This is a genomic window from Streptomyces sp. NPDC043812 (assembly GCF_056436245.1).
This window is the reverse complement of sequence record NZ_JBWKCY010000007.1, coordinates 29,833-48,023: the sequence shown is the minus strand read 5'-3', so window position 1 is coordinate 48,023 and position 18,191 is coordinate 29,833. Positions and strand designations below refer to the sequence as shown.

Below are 18,191 nucleotides of genomic sequence, written 5' to 3'. Positions count from 1 at the left end.
GGCCCCGGGTGTCGGACCGCCGCGGGCGCGGGTCGTGGCGGTAGGGTCCGGACGGCCTCTACCCCGCCCGAGGTCCGGAAGGTCCGCCCGTGCAGCAGCCGTTCCTCGCGTTGTTCCTCAGCCGTCTGTTGAGCAGTCGCTGGTGGCGGGCGTTCCATGTGAGGGCGGCTCTGTTCGTGTCGCTCGGGGCCGGGGCCGTCCTGGTGGCGGGTTCCGCCCTGACTGTCACTGCCGAGGAGGGCGCCGAAGGCGCGACCATCACGTCGTTCCCGAGGGCGCTGTGGTGGTCCGTGGAGACGGCGACGACGGTCGGGTACGGGGACATGTATCCCGTGACCTTGTGGGGCCGGGTCATCGCCGCCGTGGTGATGCTGGCCGGGATCACCGCCTTCGGCATGGTCACCGCGGCTCTCGCGACCTGGTTCGTCAGCAGGGCGCAGCAGGACGCTCATGCCGTGGGCTCGGCCGTGCACCGGGTGACCAAGGAGGGGGAAGTGGCGGTCCATGGCGAACTGCAGGCACTGCACGAACGGTTCGACCGCGTGGAGCGGCTGCTCGCCGATCGGGACGAACGCTGAATCGGCAGCGGCCGGGCCGTGCCCGCCGGACACGCCCTAGGACAGCGTGATCTGGTACGCCTTGCGCAGCGTCCGGTGCACGGTCCAGGTGGTCCGGTCCCCCTCGCGCAGCACGCAGGCGTCGCCCGGGCCCACGTCGAAGGTGGCGCCGTCCGCTACGGCGATGGTGGCCGTGCCGCTGACGACGACGAAGAACTCGTTCGCCTCGGTGTCGGTCACCACGCCGGGTGTGATCTGCCAGATCCCACGCAGCTGCTTGCCGTCTGCGGACTCCCACAGGACCTTTCCCGACACTTCGGGGGTGCCGCTCACGATCTGCGAGGGGTCGAGAGGGTCGGGCTCGAGGTCGGCATCGGGGATGTGCACGGCGAAGGAGCGGAAGTCGTTCATGCCCGTGACGCTATGCGACAGCTGCGGCGACGGCACATGACCACAGTGTCGCGGAGCCGGGCGGGCCGGGCGACGAAGCGTCGGTACCCGGGACGGGCGGTGCCCGCAGGACACGCTGCTCGACACGTCGACGGCGATTTCCGGTTTACACCGGCAGGTGCGGGCTACGCGGACCGGCAGAGGTGTCCTGCTGTGCGAAGGAGGCGGCTTCGATGAGTGCGAAGGACACGTTGTCCGAGTACCGGCGCAAACGGGACTTCTCCAGGACGCGGGAGCCGCAGGGCGAAGCGCGCCGCTCCCGTGCGCAGCCCGTGTTCGTGGTGCAGATTCACGACGCGACGACGATGCACTTCGACTTCCGGCTGGAAGTGGAGGGCGTACTGGAGTCGTGGGCCGTTCCCAAGGGTCCCTCGGACGATCCGCACGAAAGGCGACTGGCCATGCCCACCGAGGATCATCCGATGGAGTACCGCGATTTCGAGGGTGTCATCGCCGCGGGTGAGTACGGCGGGGGAACCGTGATCGTGTGGGACGAGGGAACGTACCGCAATCTCACCAGCGACCGCTCGGGCGACGAGGTGCCCCTCGCGGACGGTCTGCGCGACGGTCATGTCTCGTTCTGGCTGGACGGCACCAAACTGCACGGCGGCTACTCCCTCACCCGCCTCCGCCGGGGCCAGGACGACGCGTGGCTGCTGGTCAAGCGTGCCGACGAGCGAGCCGGCCGGCACGGCACCACCGACCCGGTGCGCGCCCGGTCGGTACGCAGCCGACGCACCCTGAAGCAGGTGGCCCGGAACGCGGAGGCGCAGGACTGACCACCGGCCGATGCGTCCACGCGAATCCGCTCCCGACGGGAGGACCCATGACCCCCGAGACGGCCCGGCTGCACATCGGACGCCATGACGTCCGGATCAACCGCCCGGACAAGCTGCTGTTTCCCGACGACGGCATCACCAAGGCCGATCTCGCCGACTACTACGAGACGGTCGCCCCGCTGATGCTGCCCCATCTGCGCGGACGCCCGCTGATGATGGTGCGCCACCCCGATGGCATCGCCGGCAGTCACTTCGTCCAGAAGGACGTTCCGGAGCACTTCCCGGACTGGGTGCACCGCGCCGAGCTGGCGAAGGAGGGCGGGACGGTCACCCACGCCGTGTGCGACAACCGGGCGACGCTCGCCTACCTCGCCGGCCAGGCGTGCATCACGCCGCACCGGTGGCTGTCCCGGGCCGACCGGCCGGACGAGCCCGATCTGCTGATCTTCGACCTCGATCCGCACGAGGACGGCTTCGAGCCGGTGCGAGAGGCGGCGAAACTGGTCCGCTGCCTGCTCACGGACGAACTGGTGCTGCCCTGTGCCGTGATGACCACCGGCTCGCGCGGACTGCACGTCATCGTGCGGCTCGACCGACGTGCGGGCTTCGACGACGTGCGCGCCTTCGCCCGCGACGTGGCGGGCCTGCTCGCCGCCCGTCACCCCGACCGGCTCACGACGGAGCCGCGCAAACAGGCCCGGCGGGGCCGTCTCTATCTGGACGTCCAGCGCAACGCCTACGCCCAGACCGCGGTCGCCCCTTACGCCGTCCGCGCGCGATCCGGTGCTCCTGTGGCCGCGCCACTGGCGTGGGCGGAACTCGACGACCCGGACCTGCATGCCCAACGCTGGACGACGGCGACGATCGGTGAACGGATCGCGGACGACCCGTGGCACGACGCGTTGCGCCGCGGGCGCGGCCTGGGCCCTGCGCGCCGCCGCCTGGAGGCCCTGCGGAACGCGGAACCGGGACCGACTGCGTGAACAGCGGCGCCCGCCGATCCGGTCGGATCGGCGGGCGCCACCGGTGTCGTCGGCTCCGTCGGCCTGTACGGCAGCCCTGCAATGTCAGATGCGGCCGCGCGCAAGCCTGGTCAGCGGTCCGGTCGGCGGTTTGGCTGTGGAACGGCCCAGGGCGAAGGCGGCGCCGGCGACGCCTGCGACACCCGCGGCGGCACCTGCCGCAACTGCCTTCCTGTGCTTCACGACCGTCCAGGCGGTGGTGGCCGCCGACGCGGCCTTCGTGGCGCCGGCGGTGACAGCCTGCTGGCCGCTGTGGAGACCGGCAGCGGCCGCCTGGCCCACGCGCTTGGTCGCATCGCCTGCCGCTCGTGCGCCCGATGCCACCGACGTCCCGGCGTCCCGTGCGGACGACTGTGCCGTCGCGGCGGCCGCCTTGGCCTTCTCCGCGCTCTGCTTGCCCGCTGCCCCGTTGGCCGCCGTCGCCGTCCGGGCCGTGCCTTGGGCGGCCTGCCGACCGGCGGCAGTGGTGGTCCTGGCACTCGCGTTCTTCCTTCCGGCGGTGCCTGAATTCTTGGTCTTGCCACTTTCTGCAGTCATGTCATGCTCCTTGCCGTTCAACTCGACGGGAAACAAGGCGATTTCCTCAGCCGCCGCCCTCCCTGGGAAGCAGGGACCCCAGAGGTCCCAGATCCAGATTCAGATCGTCCATCGACAGGCCGTATCGCTCGCACAACTCGTCCATTCGCTCATGCAGGATCATCAGCGTGATTCCTATGTCTTCCTCCTGGTCCTCGCTCAGATCACCTGCGTCGACCCGGTGCATGGCCGTGCGCTCCATCAATTGGCGCAGCAATTCGACGATGGTGAGGACGAGTTTGATCAGGTCCCGTTCCACCGTTTCCGGATCGGTTTTCAGCCGCTCGCGGATCCCCGACTCCGTTCTCTGCGTCACTCCGGCCTCCTTCGGCGCGGTTCCGTGAGACACCGGGTCACCATGGCGCCGGCTCGTCCGAGGTGATCGACCGGATGACGGCCCGAAGGTTGATGTGCACCAGATCGACGTCGGCGACGGACAGGACAAGATCACCTGTGAGCACCGCACCCCCGTTGAGAAGGCGGTCCAGGAGATCGATGAGGGCAACGGGCGGTCCGGTGAGTGAGTCCCTGTCGTCGAGGGTCCTCAGGTCGAGCGGGCTCCGGCGGTCGGCTTCCGTGCTCATCCGGTTCCACCGCCCTCGTCCGCCGCCTCATTCGCGAACGAGTAGGGCGCCCAAGGGCCGGTGACCTCGATGCGCACGCCCGGAATGTCGAGAGCCAGCGCATCGATCGCTGCCCGGAACCGGTCCTGGCCTGCGAGCGGCACGAGATACGCCTCGTTGGCGATGTTCTCCCCCCGCTGGGCGGACAACTCCCCCTGCTGCGGCCGGTGGACGACCCTGGCCCGGGCCAGATGCTCCGCCACCCGTACGGCTTCTGCCGCGACGGCCGCGGCCGCCCGTTGGACGTCCAGGCTGCCGCGACGCTCCGCCCGGCGCTGCTGGAGATAGGCACGGCCCGGGGAGCCGGCGGTCGCGGGCGACGCTGCCGGTTTCGCAGGCGCGGCCGCGCGGGGGTCGGCATAGACCTTGAGCCCCAACTCCACGTGTTGGTCGAGCCGTTCGAGCAGCTCACCGAAGTGCCGACGCTGCTCGCGCAGCATCGCGGTCACCCGGTACTCGTCCAGGTACACGGTGGCGAGTCGCATGGGCAGCACGGTCGTCTCGCGGAAGGCCGCGTCGACCACGGCGTGATGGGCACGGGCGACCGTTTCGAGCCGTGGCAGGTCCTCCATCAGGTCGTGCAGTCCCTGCTCTCCGAACGCGTCGGCCGGTACGGGCGACACCAGCGCGGCGAGGCCGTCGGCCGTGATCACCTCTGTCCGTCGATCCGCGATGCCGGTGACGAGGGGGGCCGCCCGGTGCAGTGCCGCGTCGTCGCGGCCCACCGCGTACACGTAGGCCATGTCCGTGGTGGCGCCTTGTGCGGGATCCGCATGCCTGTCCTGTCCGAGGCTCACTGTTCTGCTCGCCCTTCCTGCTCGGTGCCGCGCTGCTCCCGGTCCGTACGCGAAGAGGCCGCCGGAAGCCCGACTGCCGCTCGCAGTTCGGCGAGCTCTGCCCGCAGTTGCTCGTTCTCCTCCGCCAGTGCGTCGGCCGGGGCCCCCTGCCCGACGCCGTTCCGGCGCGGTGCAGGGGGCCGGGAGGAGAGCGAGGGGTCGTGCTCCCACCAGTCGATCCCCATCTCCTTCGCCTTGTCCACGGAGGCCACAAGCAGGCGGAGCTTGATGGTCAGCAGCTCGATGTCGAGCAGATTGATCTGAATGTCGCCCGCGATGACGATGCCCTTGTCCAGGACGCGTTCGAGGATGTCGGCGAGGTTGGCCGATGAGCCCTGCTGACCGTAGGGAGCGGCTCGCGGTGCTGTCGGTATGCGGCCGGCGAGTGAATCGGTCACGACGTCACTCCTGTCTGCGCTGTCGGTGTCCGCGGAGTCGGCATGCGTCGGTCATCGGCGGGCCGGTTCGAGTTCTTCGTCCATCTCGTCCTCGAGGGGCTCGTCGGCGAACTCGTCGCTGTCCTGCACGTCCTCGTCGGCGTAGGACTCCTCGTCCGTCCCGTCCCGGAGCTCGTCGTCCTCCGCCGGCTCCTCGTCCGCGGGGTCCGCGGACTCCTCCGGCAGCTCGTCGTCGTAGCCGTCGTCCTCGTCGGCCTCGTCCTCGTACTGGTCGGCGCCGTCCTCGTACTCGTCGGTGGGGCGGCCCTGCTCGTCGGCTTCCTCCGCCTCGATCGCCTCGTCGTGGCCGACCACGATCTCGCCGTCCCGGATCTCACCGCGCCAGCCGTCGGTGGCTTCGCCGCGCATCATGATGAACCTGCGGTACAGCTTGAGATCGAGCCGGGCGCGGCGGCCCTGAGCGCGCCAGATGTTGCCGGTCTTCTCGAAGAGCCCCTTGGGGAAGTACTCGAGGACGAGCAGCACGCGGGTCAGATCGTCCGTGAGGGGGTGGAAGGTCACCACGCCCTTGACCGTGCCCTTCGCACCTTCCGTCGTCCAGGTGATGCGCCGGTCCGGCACCTGCTCGGTGACGTTCGCCTTCCAGCTGCGGGTGGACTTGGCGACCTTCACCCTCCAGTTGCTGGTGGTGTCGTCCGCCTTCTCCACACTCACGACGCCCTTGGCGAACGTGCTGAACTCCTGGAACTGGGTCCACTGGTCGTACGCCTCGCGCACGGGGACACCCACGTCGATGTCCTCGACGATGGTCACGCTCTTCGACTTGCCGCCGCCCGCCTTGCGGCCCTTGCCGAACATTCCCTTGACCTTGTCCTTGAGGGTGTCCTTGAGGTGGGTGGCGCCCGCGGTCAGCGCCGCCTGCGCGGGCGACTTGCCCTCGCCGAGTGCCTGGCCCCCCTTGGCAAGGCTCTTGAGAGCCCCGCCGGGTGCCCCGCCCGGTTCCCCGAGCTTCGCGACACCCTCGCCGAGGCGCTGCCCGAGTCGGGTCACCGCATGCTCGGCGCGGGCCCGTAGATAGTTCTGCAGTTCTTCCTTGAGCCGGTCCGTCGCGGGATCACCGGCCACTTGGTCCTTGATCCTGCCGAGGGTGGAGTCAGCCATTGCCGTCACCCCGGCTCGTGCGTGAGGCGGTCGCCGCGGTCTTCTTGGCGCCGCTCGTGCGCTTGCGCGCGGCGGTGGAGGTCTTGCGTGCGCGGTCCCCGGTCGAGCGTGTCCGCGCCGACGCGCTGCGGGCGGCGTCGGCCGGCGCCTTGGCCTTTGCCTTGCCGGCACCCGACTTGGTGGCACGGGACCTGGCCGCGGACGACTTGCCCTCGGACGACGTACGTCGCCTCGCCGGCTCTTCGTCCTCCTGTGCGGCGTCGGGAGTGCGCTCCTCGGGCTCGTCCTCTCCCTCGTCCTCGTCCTCCGTGCGGTCGAGAGCCAGGGTGCGCTGGTGCAACGAGTCGGCCAGGCCTGTCGCCCGCTGGGTGAGTGCCTTGGTGGCGGCGGACTTTGTGGCCTCCACCAGTTCCTTGCGCACCTGGTCGTTGAGCGAACCGACGAGCGGTGAACCGGCGAGGAGTTTCCCTATGTGCCTGGGGTCCAGGTCCAGCTTCCTGCCTGCGAGGAACATGCCGAACCCGATGGCCAGTCTGGCCTTCTTCGTCCGTCCCAGCAGGTACCCGCCTGCCAGGGCGACACCGATCTTGACGTTGTTCATCTGCGTGCTCCTCGTTCTCCCTGTGAGGGTTCCTTTCGTCAGGGGCCGTTCCGCAGCCCCTGACGATGGGCCTCGATCTCCTCGAGGCGGTCGAGCAGTTGGTCCTCGCGCCGGTCGAACTCCTCGTCCCCGATGCGTCCGCTGGTGAGTTCCTGTTCGAGTTGCGCGAGTTCCCTGTGCACCGGCCCCGGGTCGTAGTACTCGCGCTCCGCGGCGAGCAGCACCTGATCGAGAACCCATGCGGTGCCGCGGACGGGCGCCAGCGGGAAGGTCAGAATGCCGGTGATGAGGCCCATGAAGGACACCTCCGGTGGTGCGGGGCGGGTTCAGACGAAGCTGTACGGCGGCAGCGGCCCGGTGAGCGTGACCGTGCTGGCGTCCCCGCGCCGTTCGGCATCCGCCGTCACGGCCTGCACGAAGCCCGTTTCGCTCTCCCGGCGCACGAGGAACGACGCGTTGATGAAGTGGTTCGCGCCGGGCTCTGCGACGGAGGAGCGCGCGGCGAAGGGGCTGAGCGTCTCCATCAGCTCGTCGGCCGCCCTTCTGCGACGTGCTGCCACCTCGTTCGAGATCGTCTCGCCGAGGGTGATCCGTTCGTCGTGGGCCCCGTCCGTGTCCCTGGTGCGCTCGTTTAGGCGGCGCACCTCTTCGGACTCGGCCACGATCTCGCGCAGCAGGTCGTCCTCGTCCCGGACGATCTTGACGTTGTACTCGACGTGGCCGTCGAGCTCGGTGAGCCGTTCCCGGTAGCCGGCTTCGTCCTGGTCGAGCGCCGCGACCACCTGGTCGTCGTCGAGCCCGAGAAGTCCGAACCGCATCGGCAGGGTCGCGCCGTCGCCCATCAGCTGTTCGAGAACGCTCTGATGTGCCATCACATCACGTCGTTTGGGCCGGAGTCCGGGCGGTGCGTCGCTGACGACCGCGGCCAGGGCCCGTGCGCGGACCGTCCGCAACGGGGACGGCGGTTCGCCGACGCCCCCGAGTCCGTCCAGGCGCAGGGGATGGTCGGCTCCGGTGATGGCGTACACGTAGGTCGTCACCGGCTACTCCTCCCGGCGCTGGGCCGACTGGCGGCTGCTGGACGTCTTGCGGGCGGGGCGCTTGCGCGGCTCCTCATCGGGTTCGTCGCGGTTGCCCTGCAACGATTCCGTGAATGCCTCCACCGCTCCGCTCAGCGCCCCTTTCGACTTTCCTTTCGCCCCGCTCTCGGTCATGTCGCCGACGATGTCGGTGAGCTGACTGGGTGCCTTGCGGCCCGATTCGAGATCGAGCCTGTTGCATGCCTCGGCGAATCGCAGATACGTGTCGACGCTGGCAACGACCACGCGCACGTCGATCTTCAGTATTTCGATTCCGACGAGGGAGACGCGCACGAACGCGTCGATGACCAGCCCTCGGTCAAGAATGAGTTCGAGTACGTCGTACAGATTTCCCGAACCGCCTCCGCTGGGCGGTGCTTGGGTCTGTTGAACGAGTGACACAGTGCGCTCCTTCCGGAGTTCGGATTCCGGATACCGGGTGCCGGCCGCGGTTTCCGCGGCATCGACCACACCGGTGCCCGTCGATGTCAGCGCCGGTCGATCTGCCCCCTGGCATACCGGCGCAGGCGTTCGTAAGCCAGGAGTCGGCCTTCGGCGTCGAGGGAGACGTGATAGGAAGCCATCACGCTCATGGTGTCCGGAACCCTTTCGAGTTCGACCACCTCCACCTGCGCCGACCACCCTTCGTCGGTGGCCTTGACCGCGGATACGGAGCCGGGCTCGCACTGGAGCAACTCCGCGAGCTGGGCCGAGGCACGGCGCATTGCGCCGGCAACATCGGTGCGCTTGCCTGCGGCTTTTTCGCTTTCGCTGTCAGTGGTGTTCATGATCCCGCCCTGTCGCGCCCCGGGCGATCCACCTTCGAATTCTTCTTCGGCCGCCCGCCGTGGCTCCCGATGCGCGTGCCCCTGCCGACCGAACATATGCGTGACTGAAGCGAATTGGGCGTGGCGCGGCAAGAGTGCACCGGATCGGACGCCCTCACCTCTTCGGCGATCCGTCCCAATGCCCCTCGCCCACAAGGCGGATGAAGGCACGGTCCGCCGGGCGAGCTCTCGGCCCCGCGCGCGGGATGACGCGCGCGTGGTGAACAGAACGGGGGGTATTCGCGGTTCAGGACGCATTGAAGGGGGCAGTCGTGGAAATCTCCGGAATCTTCAGCGCCTTGCTCATCGGTACGGCCGTAGGCCTGTCGGGACGGCTCGTTCTGCCCGGCCGACAGCACATCGGCGTTCTGTGGACGCTCGTCGTCGGAATCGCGGCGGCACTGGTCGGCTCGTTGATCGCCATGGGATTCGGCGTGGCGGACACGCGCGGCATCGACTGGACGGAGTGCCTCATCCAGATCGCGCTGGCAGCGGTCGGCGTCGCCGGGCTGGACCGTGCCCTGCCACGCACCTAGGGTCCTTCGTTTGGATCTTGCCGGGCTCGCGCGGCCCGGTACGAGAAGGACCCTGGGTGTGCTGTCCGGGCGGAGCGGGACGCCGGTGCCGGGCACCCACCGGGCGTGGCATCGGCACCGGTGTGGCAGGAACGGGCACCGGGGTGAAGCATGGGGAGCGTCAGCCTGGCAGCGGCCCGTGGCCTCGGGCTGCCCGGAGAGCGGGGAAACGTGCAACCACAGCGGGTAGCGGCGTCCGTCCCAGCGGCGGTGGGGCGGTAGGACCGTGAGCAGCCGCCCCGACCACCGATCGGCGTCCTCGTTCCTCGAGGGGGTTTTCGCCGCCCTCGGGGCAGGGGTGTACGTCACCGACGCCGAGGGCCGCCTCCTCGCCGCCAATCCCTGGGCGGGAAAGATCACCGGGCTTCCGCAGGACCGGGTGCTGGGCCGCGATCTGCACGACCTGCTGCACCGTGACGCCGAGGGCAGGAAGGTGAGCCGTACCGAGAACCCGATCCTGGATGTTCTCGCGAGCGGCCGCCCTGCCGAAGGCAACGACGAGTTCTTCCTGCGCGCGGACGGCACGGTGACACCGGTCATCTGGGCCGCCACGCCACTGAAACAGGAGGACGGGACGCAGGGCCTCGTCGTGGTCTTCCACGATTTCACGTTGCAACGCAAAGCCGCGGAGCAGACTGCGGCGCATCTGACGGCTCTGGAGGAGCTCACCACCCGGCTGACCACGGTGGCGGGAATCTCGGAGGTGCTCGTCTCCACCCTGGACGTTCCGGAGATGCTCAGACGGCTCGTGCGGCTGCTGGTCCCCGAAATGGCCGACTGGGCGGCAGCCGATCTGATCACGGCCGCGCAGACCGGGGAGGTCCGGCGTCTGGCCGTCCTCAGCCGGGACCGGAACGACACCGCATTGTCCCTGGAAGGCCCCTTGCCGCCGCTGCCGGAGGCCGCGCCCGGGGTCCTGGCACGCGTCCTGCGCCGGGCACGGCCCGCGCTCCTGGACGCGGACGAGCTGGCCGCCGAGGCCGCGTCGCCGTTCGCAGGCGGACACGGGGAGCTGTTCCGGCGCCTGGGTGGTCATTCGGCGGTGGTGGTCCCGCTGCACACCCGCCGGCAGGTCTTCGGCGCGCTGACGGTTGCTCGCACAGGCGATTCTCAGGGCTACACCGAGGCGGATGTGCTACTTCTGACCGACATCGGCCGACGCGTGGGGCTCGTCATGGACAACGCCCTGCTGTTCGACCAGCAGCGACATGTCGCCGAGACCATGCAGCGCCAGCTCCTCACGCCGCTGCCGCAGGTGAACCACCTGCGGATGGCGGCACGCTACCGGCCGGCGCAGACTGCCGCCGAGATCGGCGGCGACTGGTACGACGCCTTCCTCCTCGAGGACGGTGTCACGACCATGGTCATCGGGGATGTCGTCGGCCACGATCTCAAGGCCGCCGCGCACATGGCGGAGGTGCGCAACATGCTGCGCGCCCTGGCCTGGGACCGCCAGGAGCCACCGAGCCTCATCATGCGGCGCCTGGACGAGGCCATGACTCACACCAGTGACGCCCCCATGGCCACTGCCGTGTTCGCCCGCATCGAAGGGCCCGACGGCGGCCCGTGGGAAGCGCACTGGGTCAACGCCGGTCACCCTCCGCCGCTCCTGGTCACCGCTCAGGGCCAGGCCCGCTACCTGGAGGACGGTCACGGACCCCTGCTGGGAATGAGTTCCGCCCTGCACCTCGGTCTGGACTGGCCCGACGCACGCCAAAAGCTTCCGCCCAGCTCCACGCTGCTGCTCTACACCGACGGACTGGTGGAGAGCCGCGACCGCCCCATCGACGTCGGAATGGCCCACCTCCGGCAGCACGCCGCCGCACTTGCAGGGCGCGACGTGGAGGATTTCTGCGACGATCTGCTGGAACGTATCGACCCGAGCGGGGACGACGTCGCACTGCTGGCGCTGCGCCTGCCCGCCGCGGGCGAGGGCGCCGGCGAGGACGAGCCTGCTCCTCCGTCGCTCCATGCACACAGCCCGGCCGCCCCCAACCGGGCGGCGCCCGGCTCCCTCGTCGAGGACTCGCCCGTGCGGGACGCGTCCGGTGACAGCCACGTGGACAGTCCGAGCCCCGAGGGCAGACCGCCGCTCACGTGATGCGGTATCCGGCGTTGGTGAATACATGAATCCATGGGCACCAGCGCGGTCATCGTGATCGACATGATCAACACGTACGAACACGCCGACGCCGAGCTGCTTCTCCCGTCCGCGGGGAAGGCTGTTCCCGCCATCCTCCGGCTCATCGAACGGGCCAGGCACGACGACGTCCCGGTGATCTACGTCAATGACAATTTCGGAGTGTGGCGCTCCCACCACGGCGAGATCGTCGACACCGCCCTCGCCGGGCCGCACAGGGAGCTCGTGGAGCCCGTCCTGCCCGACGACGATTCCCTGTTCGTCGTGAAGGCACGGCATTCGATCTTCTACGAGACGCCCCTCGCGTACCTGCTGTCCCAACTTGCCGTGGATCACGTCGTGCTCTGCGGTCAGGTCACCGAACAGTGCGTGCTGTACTCGGCACTCGATGCCCATATCCGGCATCTGCGGGTCACCGTGCCGGACGACGCCGTCGCGCACATCCATCCGGAACTGGCGGATGCCGCGCTGGAGATGATGCGGCGCAACATGAACGCGGAGATCGTCAGCGCCGACGCGGTCGAGTTCGGGAAGCGAGTTCGGGAAGCTGTCTTCCGCGCGTGAGGACTAGACACCGACGCAGGCCGCCGCGCAGGGCGGCTCCACGTCACTCCTCCTCGTCCTCGTCCTCCTCCTCTTCCTCGTCGAACTCTTCGTCCTCGTCGTACTCCTCCGGCTCTTCTCCCTCTTCGCCGTCCTCCTCCTCGTCCTGCACCTCGCCTGCCTCGTCCTCGTATTCGTCCTCCTCGCCTTCCTCGCCCTCCTCGGCCTGCTCGGCCTCCTCGTCCTCCAGCGCCTCCTCGTGGGTGCGAACCACCTCGCCGTCCCGGATCTCGCCGCGCCAGCCCTCGGGCTCCTCGTCGGTGAACGTGACGTACCGCTGGAAGTGCTTGAAGTCCAGCCGCAGCCGCCGGCCTTGGGCGCGCCAGATGTTGCCGGTCTTCTCGAAGAACCCGGAGGGGTAGTACTCGACGACGAGCACGATCCGCGTGAGGCTGGGCGCGAGTTCGTGGAACGACACGCATCCACGGGTCGAGCCCTTCGCCCCCTCGGAGGTCCACACGATGCGGTCGTCCGGCACCTGTTCCTGAACCGTCGCCTTCCAGCCTCGGGTCGAGGGTCCGACTTTCACCTTCCAGTCGCTGGTCGTCTCGTCACCCTGGGAGACGCTGCGCACACCCTTGGTGAAGCCGCTGAACTCCTCGTACTGGGTCCAGTGGTCGTATGCCGTGCGGATCGGCACTCCGACATCCAGCACTTCGACGATGTTCATCACCTTGGTGGTTCCCGCCTTCCGGCCGCCCCCGCCTCCGCCTCCGTCTCCGCCCCCGAACAGGTCCTTTGCCTTGCCGACCACGCTGTCCTTGATGCCCTTCGTCTTCTCGCCCACGAGCGCCTTCAGCGGGGAATCGCCCTGGAGGATGCGCAGGCCGGCCTTCGGAAGGGTGCCGCCGTTCTCGGCGACGTCGAGGAGCTGGTCCGTCAGATCCGACAGTTTGTCGCCGGCTTTGTCGGCCAGGACTTCCACCTGAGCGCTGAGATGGTCGATCAGCTCGTCACGGAACTGCTCCAGCCCCGATGCCTCGTCGCGGTCGGTTTCGCGATCTTTGGTGGCCATGGCCCTACCTCCGCCGCGTCGCCGTCTTCTTGGCCGGCGCCTTCTTGGCCGGCGCCTTCTTGGCGGCAGTCTTCTTCGCCGCGGCCCTCTTTGCGGGTGCCTTCTTCGCCGCGGCCCTCTTTGCGGGTGCCTTCTTCGCGGGCGCCTTCTTCGCGGCAGTCTTCTTCGCGGGTGCCTTCTTCGCCGCCGCCTTCTTCGCGGGTGCCTTCTTCGCGGCAGTCTTCTTCGCCGCGGCCTTCTTGGCCGGCGCCTTCTTGGCAGCGGCCTTCTTCGCCGGAGCGGGACGCTTGGCGCCCGTCGCGCGGCGCGACGCCGTCCTGGACGTACGAGTGCCTGCACCGGCGCTCTCGCGGCTCTTGCGGCGCGGCCGTTCCTCCTCCTCGGGCTCTTCCTCCTCCTCGGGCTCTTCCTCTTCCTCTTCCTCCTCCTCTTCTTCCTCTTCCTCCTCCTCGGGTTCCGTCTCCTCCTCCTCGCCCTCCTCGTCGGTGTATTCGTCGGCATCGCCGCCCTTCGGCGGTTCGCCTTCGTCCTCCTCGTATTCGTCCTCGTATTCGCCCTCGTCCTCGTCCTCCTCCTCGCCCTCCTCGCCCTCCTCGCCCAGTTGGAGCGTGCGTTCGCGAAGCGAGTCGGCCATGTCCGAGAGCTTCCGGTCGGCCGCGGCCGACAGCGCCTTGCGACCCGCATCAAGGAGTTGGCCCCGCACCTGATCGTTCAGATCGGCGACCTGCGGTATCTCGCCGAGCCGCTTCACGCCCTCCGTGATCAGCTGCTGAGGGTCGAGCCCGAAGCGGCGGCCGGCCAGATAGGTGGCCATGGCGAAAGCGAGGCGCCCCTTCTTGGCCCGCCCGAGTGCGTATCCGCCCGCGACAGCGCCCGCCAGGGCAATTTTGGTCGTGTCTTTCATGGACTGGTCCCTTCGGAAGCGCAAGAAGCCCTCTGACTCCAACGCTCCTTGCACGGCCCGCATTTGGTCGGCGTTCGCACCTCGATACGCCGCGGGACGGTTGCGGACCGCAACCCGTCGGCGTCCGCCGATTCGCCCGTGCGTCGGCGAGTGCACCCGATCGTGATGGGTTAAACGCCCCTATATGATGGAATTCTATGTTCATGCGTTGAATGTGGCTTCCGCTCCCAATCATCGGTGACGTCATGGCCGCTGAAGAACCCGCCAAACGCCGGACCACCGGCCGCAGCACCCGCCGGGACACCGCCGGCAGGTCTCGACAGGGTTCGGGCAAGGACAAGGCGGCTCGTGCCATGCGGTCGGCCGCGGAGCAGCTGCAAGAGCTGCTCGGTCGGGCCCCCGAATCCGTCTCCGCGCTCAAACCCACGGAAGACGGTTGGGAAGCCCAGGTCGAGGTACTGGAACTGGAGCGCATCCCCGAGACGACGAGCGTGATGGCGAGCTATCGCGTCACGCTGGACAAGGAAGGCGATCTGGTGGGTTACGAGAGGACGCAGCGCTATACACGTGGGCAGATCGACCGTCGGGGCTGAGACGCACCTGTCGGGTGAAGGGAGGCACCATGACCATGGTGCCGCAGAGCGGCAGCAGCGTTTCCCGAGGCGGTTCGGGCAATCTCTACGACGTCCTTGAACTGATTCTCGATCGCGGGCTCGTGATCGACATTTTCGTGCGCGTCTCCCTGGTGGGGATCGAGATCCTGAAGATTGACGCCCGCATCGTCGTGGCCAGCGTCGACACCTATTTGCGCTTCGCAGAGGCGTGCAACCGGCTCGATCTCGAGTCCGGACGCAAGGCGCCCGCCCAGCTGACCGACATCGTCGGGGACACGGTGGAGAGCGGCGCAAAGGGCAAGTCGAAGGGAGCCCTGACCGGCGCCGTGGACGCGGTGACCGATTCGGTCAAGAGCGTCACCGGTCGTGACGAGGACGACGACGAAGAGGACGAGGACGAGGACGAGGACGACACGAGGGAGAAGGAGCCCGTGGAGCGGCGGCGGCGGCCCGCCCGGCGGACCTCGCGTCGCGAAAAGAGCTCGCCCCGCGAGAAGGAATGAGCCATGGCCGTCTACATCTACTCGATCACCGACAAGGAGCACCCGCTCCGTCTCGACGGACTCGTCGGCGTGGGCGAGTCGCCGTCACCCCTGCGGGCAGTGAGCGGCGGGCCGCTCTGCGCAGTGGTCAGCGACGCCCCGGACGACCTGCGGCCGAAACGACGTGACCTCGGCGCCCACCAACAAGTCCAGGAACAGCTCATGGTGGACGGCACGGTGCTGCCGCTGCGGTTCGGCATCCTGGCTCCGGACGACGAGGCGGTGGGCCTGGCCCTGGAGGAGCGCGTCGAGGAGTACACGGACAGGCTGAAGGCCCTGGAGAACTGCGTGGAGTACAACCTCAAGGTGTCGCAGGACGAGGAGACACTGCTGCGGCAGATTCTCCAGTCGTCGCCACCCGCGCAGGAGCTCAACGACGAGATCCGCAGCGGTACGGCCGGCCCCGACGCGCCCGTCAGGCTCGGCGAGATGATCGCCGCCGAGGTGCAGGCGCGCCAAGAGGCGCTGGCCGCCGGGGTGATCGAGGCGCTGCGTCCCTTCGCGCGCGACCAGGAGTCGTCCGACCCGACCGGCGAGGACTTCCTCAACGTCTCGTTCCTCATTTCCCACGACCAGGAAGAGCTGTTCCTCACCACCGAGTTGAGCGTCGCCAACCAGGTGGGCGACGACGTCCGGTTCCGGCTGAACGGCCCGCTGCCCCCGTACAGCTTCGTCTGAGGAGTCGTCATGGGCCTGCTCACCCACCTTCTCACCCTTCCGCTGGCACCGGTGCGCGGTGTCGCGTGGGTGGGGGAACGCGTCCTGGAAGCCGCCGAGGACGAGTACTACGACCCGGCGCCGATTCATCGCGAACTGGCTGAACTCGAACGGGAGCTGGTCGCCGGGGAGATCGACGAGGAGACGTTCGACCGCCGCGAGGACGAACTGCTCGACCGGCTGGACGAGATCCGGGCACATCGTGCCGGCGAACAGCCGTGACCCGCAACGGAACACGAGGCCACCACCGTGACTGAGCCCCCCGCCAACAGGCTTGGCTCCTATCCGACCAGGGCGGCCCCGCCCTATGCGCAGGGTTCCTCCGCCAACCTCGCGGACATCCTCGAGCGGGTGCTCGACAAGGGCATCGTCATCGCGGGTGACATCCAGATCAATCTGCTCGACATCGAGCTGCTGACCATCAAGCTGCGTCTCCTCGTCGCGTCTGTGGACAAGGCGAAGGAGATGGGCATCGACTGGTGGGAGCACGATCCGTCGTTGTCCTCCCGGGCCCGCGGTGAGCGCTCGCTGTCCGAGGAGAACAGGCGCCTGCGGGCCGAGATCGACGCCCTCCGCAGGGGGGACACCGCGCTTCCCGAGGGCGAGGCCGAGGCGGAGGTGGAGGCCGAGTCGGAGACCCGGGAGAGGCGCCGGCCGAGGAGCCGCCGCGATGAGTGAACCGGTCACCTACGCCTACGCCGTGGCCCACAGCGCCGACGGCCTCGACGCATACGCGGCCGCGCTCACCGGTGTGGCGGGCGCACCGGTCGCCCTGCTGACCGGTGCCGGCGACCCGACCCTGGTGCTGGTCGTGAGCCGTGTGGCCGCGGAGGACTTCCAGGAGGACGCACTCAAGCAGCACCTCGAGGACCTGCAGTGGCTGGAGGCGGTCGCCCGCGCGCATCACGGTGTCGTCGACGCGCTCGCCACGCGTACCACCGTTCTTCCACTGCGCCTGGCCACCGTCTATCTCGACGACGAGCGGGCACGGGATGTGCTCGACGGCCGGTCGGCCATGTTCGCCGCGCAGTTGGCGCGTGTGGCGGGGCATGTCGAGTGGGGCGTCAAGATCTACGCCGACCCGTCCGCGGCGGCCCCCGCCCCGGCGCCGACGCCCGCGGCGGATCTCTCCCCGGGACGCGCCTACCTCCGCGACCGCAAGGCGCAGAAGAGCGTCCGGGACAGCGTCTACCGTTCCGCGCAGCAGGCGGCCGAGCGGGTCGAGGCGACGGCGCGCCGGCGCGCGGCCGGTCACGCCCGTCACCGGGTGCAGCAGGGCGACCTCGCCGGTGCACCGGACGAGAACGTCGTCAACGACGCCTACCTCGTGGCGGCGGAGCACACGGAGGCGTTCCGCGCGGAGGTGGCGCAGGCGGCCGACGGGCTCGACGGTGTGCGTATCGAGGTCACCGGCCCCTGGGCGCCGTACTCGTTCGCGACGGCCCCCGACGCGGACGTCGAATCCGTGGAGGGCGGCGCACCATGACCACGTCCGGCGGGTCCTCGTCGGTGGACCCGCTACCGGACCGGCAGGTCGCGCTCATCGATCTCCTCGACCGGCTGCTGAGCGGTGGGGCCGTCCTCACCGGTGACGTGGTGCTGTCGATCGCCGACGTGGACCTCGTACGTGTGTCGCTGCGCGCCCTGATCGTTTCCATCGGCCCGCAGAATCCGTCCCCCTGGGCCATGCCCGCCCACCCGCGAGACGACCATGACGAGTGACGGCCCGCTCCACCCCGCGCAGCGGTTCGACGAGGTCGCGGACGCCGCGGCGCGTGCCTTTCGGCTGCTGCCTGCCACGCCTCATGATCTGTCGTCGCGCGCAGAGCCCGCACGAACGCCGTCGCGCCGTATCAGCGCCGATCCTGACACGGTGGAACGGGACCTGGTCCGGCTGGTCCTCACCCTGGTGGAGCTCCTGCGCCAGCTCATGGAGCGCCAGGCGTTGCACCGGGTGGACCAGGGCGACCTCACCGACGAGCAGGAGGAGCGCCTCGGGGCGACGCTCATGATCCTTCACGACCGCATGACGGATCTGTGCGCCCAGTACGGGCTGACGATGGACGACCTCAATCTGGACCTGGGGCCGCTCGGGACGCTGCTCCCGCCGCCCGACTGAACGGCGCGCCCTTCCCCGCACGCGGGGGCGTTTCCTCCGGCCCAGGACGGTTA

General features: G+C 69.1%; 28 protein-coding genes. 14 read left to right on the top strand and 14 right to left on the bottom strand.

Annotated elements, in window-relative coordinates; translation table 11 throughout:
• Positions 1-89: 89 nt before the first annotated feature.
• Entirely contained in the window at positions 90-578 is a 489-nt protein-coding gene (locus tag AC067Z_RS12690) for a potassium channel family protein (RefSeq protein ID WP_478789484.1), read from the top strand.
• A 36-nt stretch (positions 579-614) separates the two neighbouring features.
• On the opposite strand, the gene AC067Z_RS12685 is transcribed toward AC067Z_RS12690, so the two are convergent.
• Positions 615-968, bottom strand: a complete 354-nt coding sequence (locus AC067Z_RS12685; RefSeq protein ID WP_478789483.1) for a cupin domain-containing protein — start codon at positions 966-968, stop codon at positions 615-617.
• A gap of 212 nt (positions 969-1,180) precedes the next feature.
• Between AC067Z_RS12685 and AC067Z_RS12680 the strand changes: the two genes are divergently transcribed.
• Together AC067Z_RS12680 and ligD are read left to right on the top strand one after the other, a co-directional pair.
• Positions 1,181-1,786 (top strand): DNA polymerase ligase N-terminal domain-containing protein, encoded by a 606-nt coding sequence (locus AC067Z_RS12680; protein ID WP_478789482.1) that lies wholly within the window; start codon positions 1,181-1,183, stop codon positions 1,784-1,786.
• Positions 1,787-1,833: 47 nt separating this feature from the next.
• Positions 1,834-2,769, top strand: coding sequence for a non-homologous end-joining DNA ligase (gene ligD, locus AC067Z_RS12675; protein WP_478789481.1), 936 nt, complete (start codon positions 1,834-1,836; stop codon positions 2,767-2,769).
• Positions 2,770-2,853: 84 nt separating this feature from the next.
• Here the strand turns inward: ligD and AC067Z_RS12670 are convergent, their stop codons facing one another.
• From AC067Z_RS12670 to AC067Z_RS12620, 11 genes are all read right to left on the bottom strand, one after another.
• Positions 2,854-3,345, bottom strand: coding sequence for a hypothetical protein (locus AC067Z_RS12670; protein WP_478789480.1), 492 nt, complete (start codon positions 3,343-3,345; stop codon positions 2,854-2,856).
• Between the two features lie 46 nt (positions 3,346-3,391).
• Positions 3,392-3,700, bottom strand: a complete 309-nt coding sequence (locus tag AC067Z_RS12665; protein WP_478789479.1) for a gas vesicle protein K — start codon at positions 3,698-3,700, stop codon at positions 3,392-3,394.
• Positions 3,701-3,737: 37 nt separating this feature from the next.
• Positions 3,738-3,968 (bottom strand): gas vesicle protein, encoded by a 231-nt coding sequence (locus tag AC067Z_RS12660; protein WP_478789478.1) that lies wholly within the window; start codon positions 3,966-3,968, stop codon positions 3,738-3,740.
• Positions 3,965-4,750: a GvpL/GvpF family gas vesicle protein gene (locus AC067Z_RS12655; protein ID WP_478789477.1), complete on the bottom strand. Its 786-nt coding sequence runs from the start codon at positions 4,748-4,750 to the stop codon at positions 3,965-3,967. The genes AC067Z_RS12660 and AC067Z_RS12655 overlap by 4 nt, the downstream gene beginning before the upstream one ends.
• Before the next feature lie 50 nt (positions 4,751-4,800).
• Complete coding sequence (locus tag AC067Z_RS12650) at positions 4,801-5,241, bottom strand: gas vesicle protein (protein WP_478789476.1); 441 nt, start codon at positions 5,239-5,241, stop codon at positions 4,801-4,803.
• A gap of 51 nt (positions 5,242-5,292) precedes the next feature.
• Positions 5,293-6,402 (bottom strand): SRPBCC family protein, encoded by a 1,110-nt coding sequence (locus tag AC067Z_RS12645; protein ID WP_478789475.1) that lies wholly within the window; start codon positions 6,400-6,402, stop codon positions 5,293-5,295.
• Positions 6,395-7,003: a hypothetical protein gene (locus tag AC067Z_RS12640; protein WP_478789474.1), complete on the bottom strand. Its 609-nt coding sequence runs from the start codon at positions 7,001-7,003 to the stop codon at positions 6,395-6,397. The genes AC067Z_RS12645 and AC067Z_RS12640 overlap by 8 nt, the downstream gene beginning before the upstream one ends.
• A 38-nt stretch (positions 7,004-7,041) precedes the next feature.
• The gene (locus AC067Z_RS12635; RefSeq protein WP_478789473.1) at positions 7,042-7,299 is read right to left on the bottom strand and encodes a gas vesicle protein GvpG; all 258 of its coding nucleotides are present in this window, start codon (positions 7,297-7,299) and stop codon (positions 7,042-7,044) included.
• A 30-nt stretch (positions 7,300-7,329) separates the two neighbouring features.
• Positions 7,330-8,043 carry a GvpL/GvpF family gas vesicle protein gene (locus AC067Z_RS12630; RefSeq protein ID WP_478789472.1) on the bottom strand — a complete coding sequence of 238 codons (714 nt, stop codon included), beginning with the start codon at positions 8,041-8,043 and terminating at the stop codon, positions 7,330-7,332.
• A gap of 3 nt (positions 8,044-8,046) precedes the next feature.
• Complete coding sequence (locus AC067Z_RS12625) at positions 8,047-8,484, bottom strand: gas vesicle structural protein GvpA (protein ID WP_478789471.1); 438 nt, start codon at positions 8,482-8,484, stop codon at positions 8,047-8,049.
• Between the two features lie 86 nt (positions 8,485-8,570).
• Positions 8,571-8,870, bottom strand: coding sequence for a gas vesicle protein GvpO (locus AC067Z_RS12620; RefSeq protein ID WP_478789470.1), 300 nt, complete (start codon positions 8,868-8,870; stop codon positions 8,571-8,573).
• 311 nt (positions 8,871-9,181) lie between these two features.
• On the opposite strand from AC067Z_RS12620, the gene AC067Z_RS12615 reads away from it, so the two are divergent.
• The 3 genes from AC067Z_RS12615 to AC067Z_RS12605 all read left to right on the top strand — a co-directional run bounded on the left by AC067Z_RS12615 (position 9,182) and on the right by AC067Z_RS12605 (position 12,188).
• On the top strand, positions 9,182-9,445 hold the full coding sequence (locus AC067Z_RS12615; RefSeq protein WP_478789469.1) for a GlsB/YeaQ/YmgE family stress response membrane protein: 264 nt from the start codon (positions 9,182-9,184) through the stop codon (positions 9,443-9,445).
• A gap of 265 nt (positions 9,446-9,710) precedes the next feature.
• Complete coding sequence (locus AC067Z_RS12610; RefSeq protein WP_478789468.1) at positions 9,711-11,585, top strand: SpoIIE family protein phosphatase; 1,875 nt, start codon at positions 9,711-9,713, stop codon at positions 11,583-11,585.
• 33 nt (positions 11,586-11,618) lie between these two features.
• Positions 11,619-12,188, top strand: a complete 570-nt coding sequence (locus tag AC067Z_RS12605) for a cysteine hydrolase family protein (RefSeq protein ID WP_478789467.1) — start codon at positions 11,619-11,621, stop codon at positions 12,186-12,188.
• A gap of 43 nt (positions 12,189-12,231) precedes the next feature.
• Here AC067Z_RS12605 and AC067Z_RS12600 read toward each other — a convergent pair whose 3' ends face one another.
• Both AC067Z_RS12600 and AC067Z_RS12595 read right to left on the bottom strand, forming a co-directional pair.
• Positions 12,232-13,242, bottom strand: coding sequence for an SRPBCC family protein (locus AC067Z_RS12600; protein WP_478789466.1), 1,011 nt, complete (start codon positions 13,240-13,242; stop codon positions 12,232-12,234).
• 4 nt (positions 13,243-13,246) lie between these two features.
• Entirely contained in the window at positions 13,247-14,146 is a 900-nt protein-coding gene (locus AC067Z_RS12595) for a histone H1-like repetitive region-containing protein (protein WP_478789465.1), read from the bottom strand.
• 245 nt (positions 14,147-14,391) lie between these two features.
• Here AC067Z_RS12595 and AC067Z_RS12590 point away from each other — a divergent pair, with 245 nt between their 5' ends.
• Genes AC067Z_RS12590 through AC067Z_RS12555 form a run of 8 tightly spaced genes read left to right on the top strand, consistent with a single transcriptional unit; the run spans position 14,392 to position 18,138 of the window.
• The gene (locus tag AC067Z_RS12590) at positions 14,392-14,739 is read left to right on the top strand and encodes a gas vesicle protein GvpO (protein WP_478789464.1); all 348 of its coding nucleotides are present in this window, start codon (positions 14,392-14,394) and stop codon (positions 14,737-14,739) included.
• 29 nt (positions 14,740-14,768) lie between these two features.
• Positions 14,769-15,263, top strand: coding sequence for a gas vesicle structural protein GvpA (locus AC067Z_RS12585; protein WP_478789463.1), 495 nt, complete (start codon positions 14,769-14,771; stop codon positions 15,261-15,263).
• A gap of 3 nt (positions 15,264-15,266) precedes the next feature.
• On the top strand, positions 15,267-15,980 hold the full coding sequence (locus AC067Z_RS12580; RefSeq protein ID WP_478789462.1) for a GvpL/GvpF family gas vesicle protein: 714 nt from the start codon (positions 15,267-15,269) through the stop codon (positions 15,978-15,980).
• A gap of 9 nt (positions 15,981-15,989) precedes the next feature.
• Positions 15,990-16,241, top strand: coding sequence for a gas vesicle protein GvpG (locus tag AC067Z_RS12575; RefSeq protein ID WP_478789461.1), 252 nt, complete (start codon positions 15,990-15,992; stop codon positions 16,239-16,241).
• A gap of 27 nt (positions 16,242-16,268) precedes the next feature.
• On the top strand, positions 16,269-16,697 hold the full coding sequence (locus AC067Z_RS12570) for a gas vesicle protein (RefSeq protein WP_478789460.1): 429 nt from the start codon (positions 16,269-16,271) through the stop codon (positions 16,695-16,697).
• Entirely contained in the window at positions 16,690-17,505 is an 816-nt protein-coding gene (locus tag AC067Z_RS12565) for a GvpL/GvpF family gas vesicle protein (RefSeq protein WP_478789459.1), read from the top strand. Before AC067Z_RS12570 ends, AC067Z_RS12565 begins: the two co-directional genes overlap by 8 nt.
• Complete coding sequence (locus AC067Z_RS12560; protein ID WP_478789458.1) at positions 17,502-17,741, top strand: gas vesicle protein; 240 nt, start codon at positions 17,502-17,504, stop codon at positions 17,739-17,741. Before AC067Z_RS12565 ends, AC067Z_RS12560 begins: the two co-directional genes overlap by 4 nt.
• Positions 17,731-18,138 carry a gas vesicle protein K gene (locus AC067Z_RS12555; RefSeq protein ID WP_478789457.1) on the top strand — a complete coding sequence of 136 codons (408 nt, stop codon included), beginning with the start codon at positions 17,731-17,733 and terminating at the stop codon, positions 18,136-18,138. The genes AC067Z_RS12560 and AC067Z_RS12555 overlap by 11 nt, the downstream gene beginning before the upstream one ends.
• Positions 18,139-18,191: the final 53 nt, after the last annotated feature.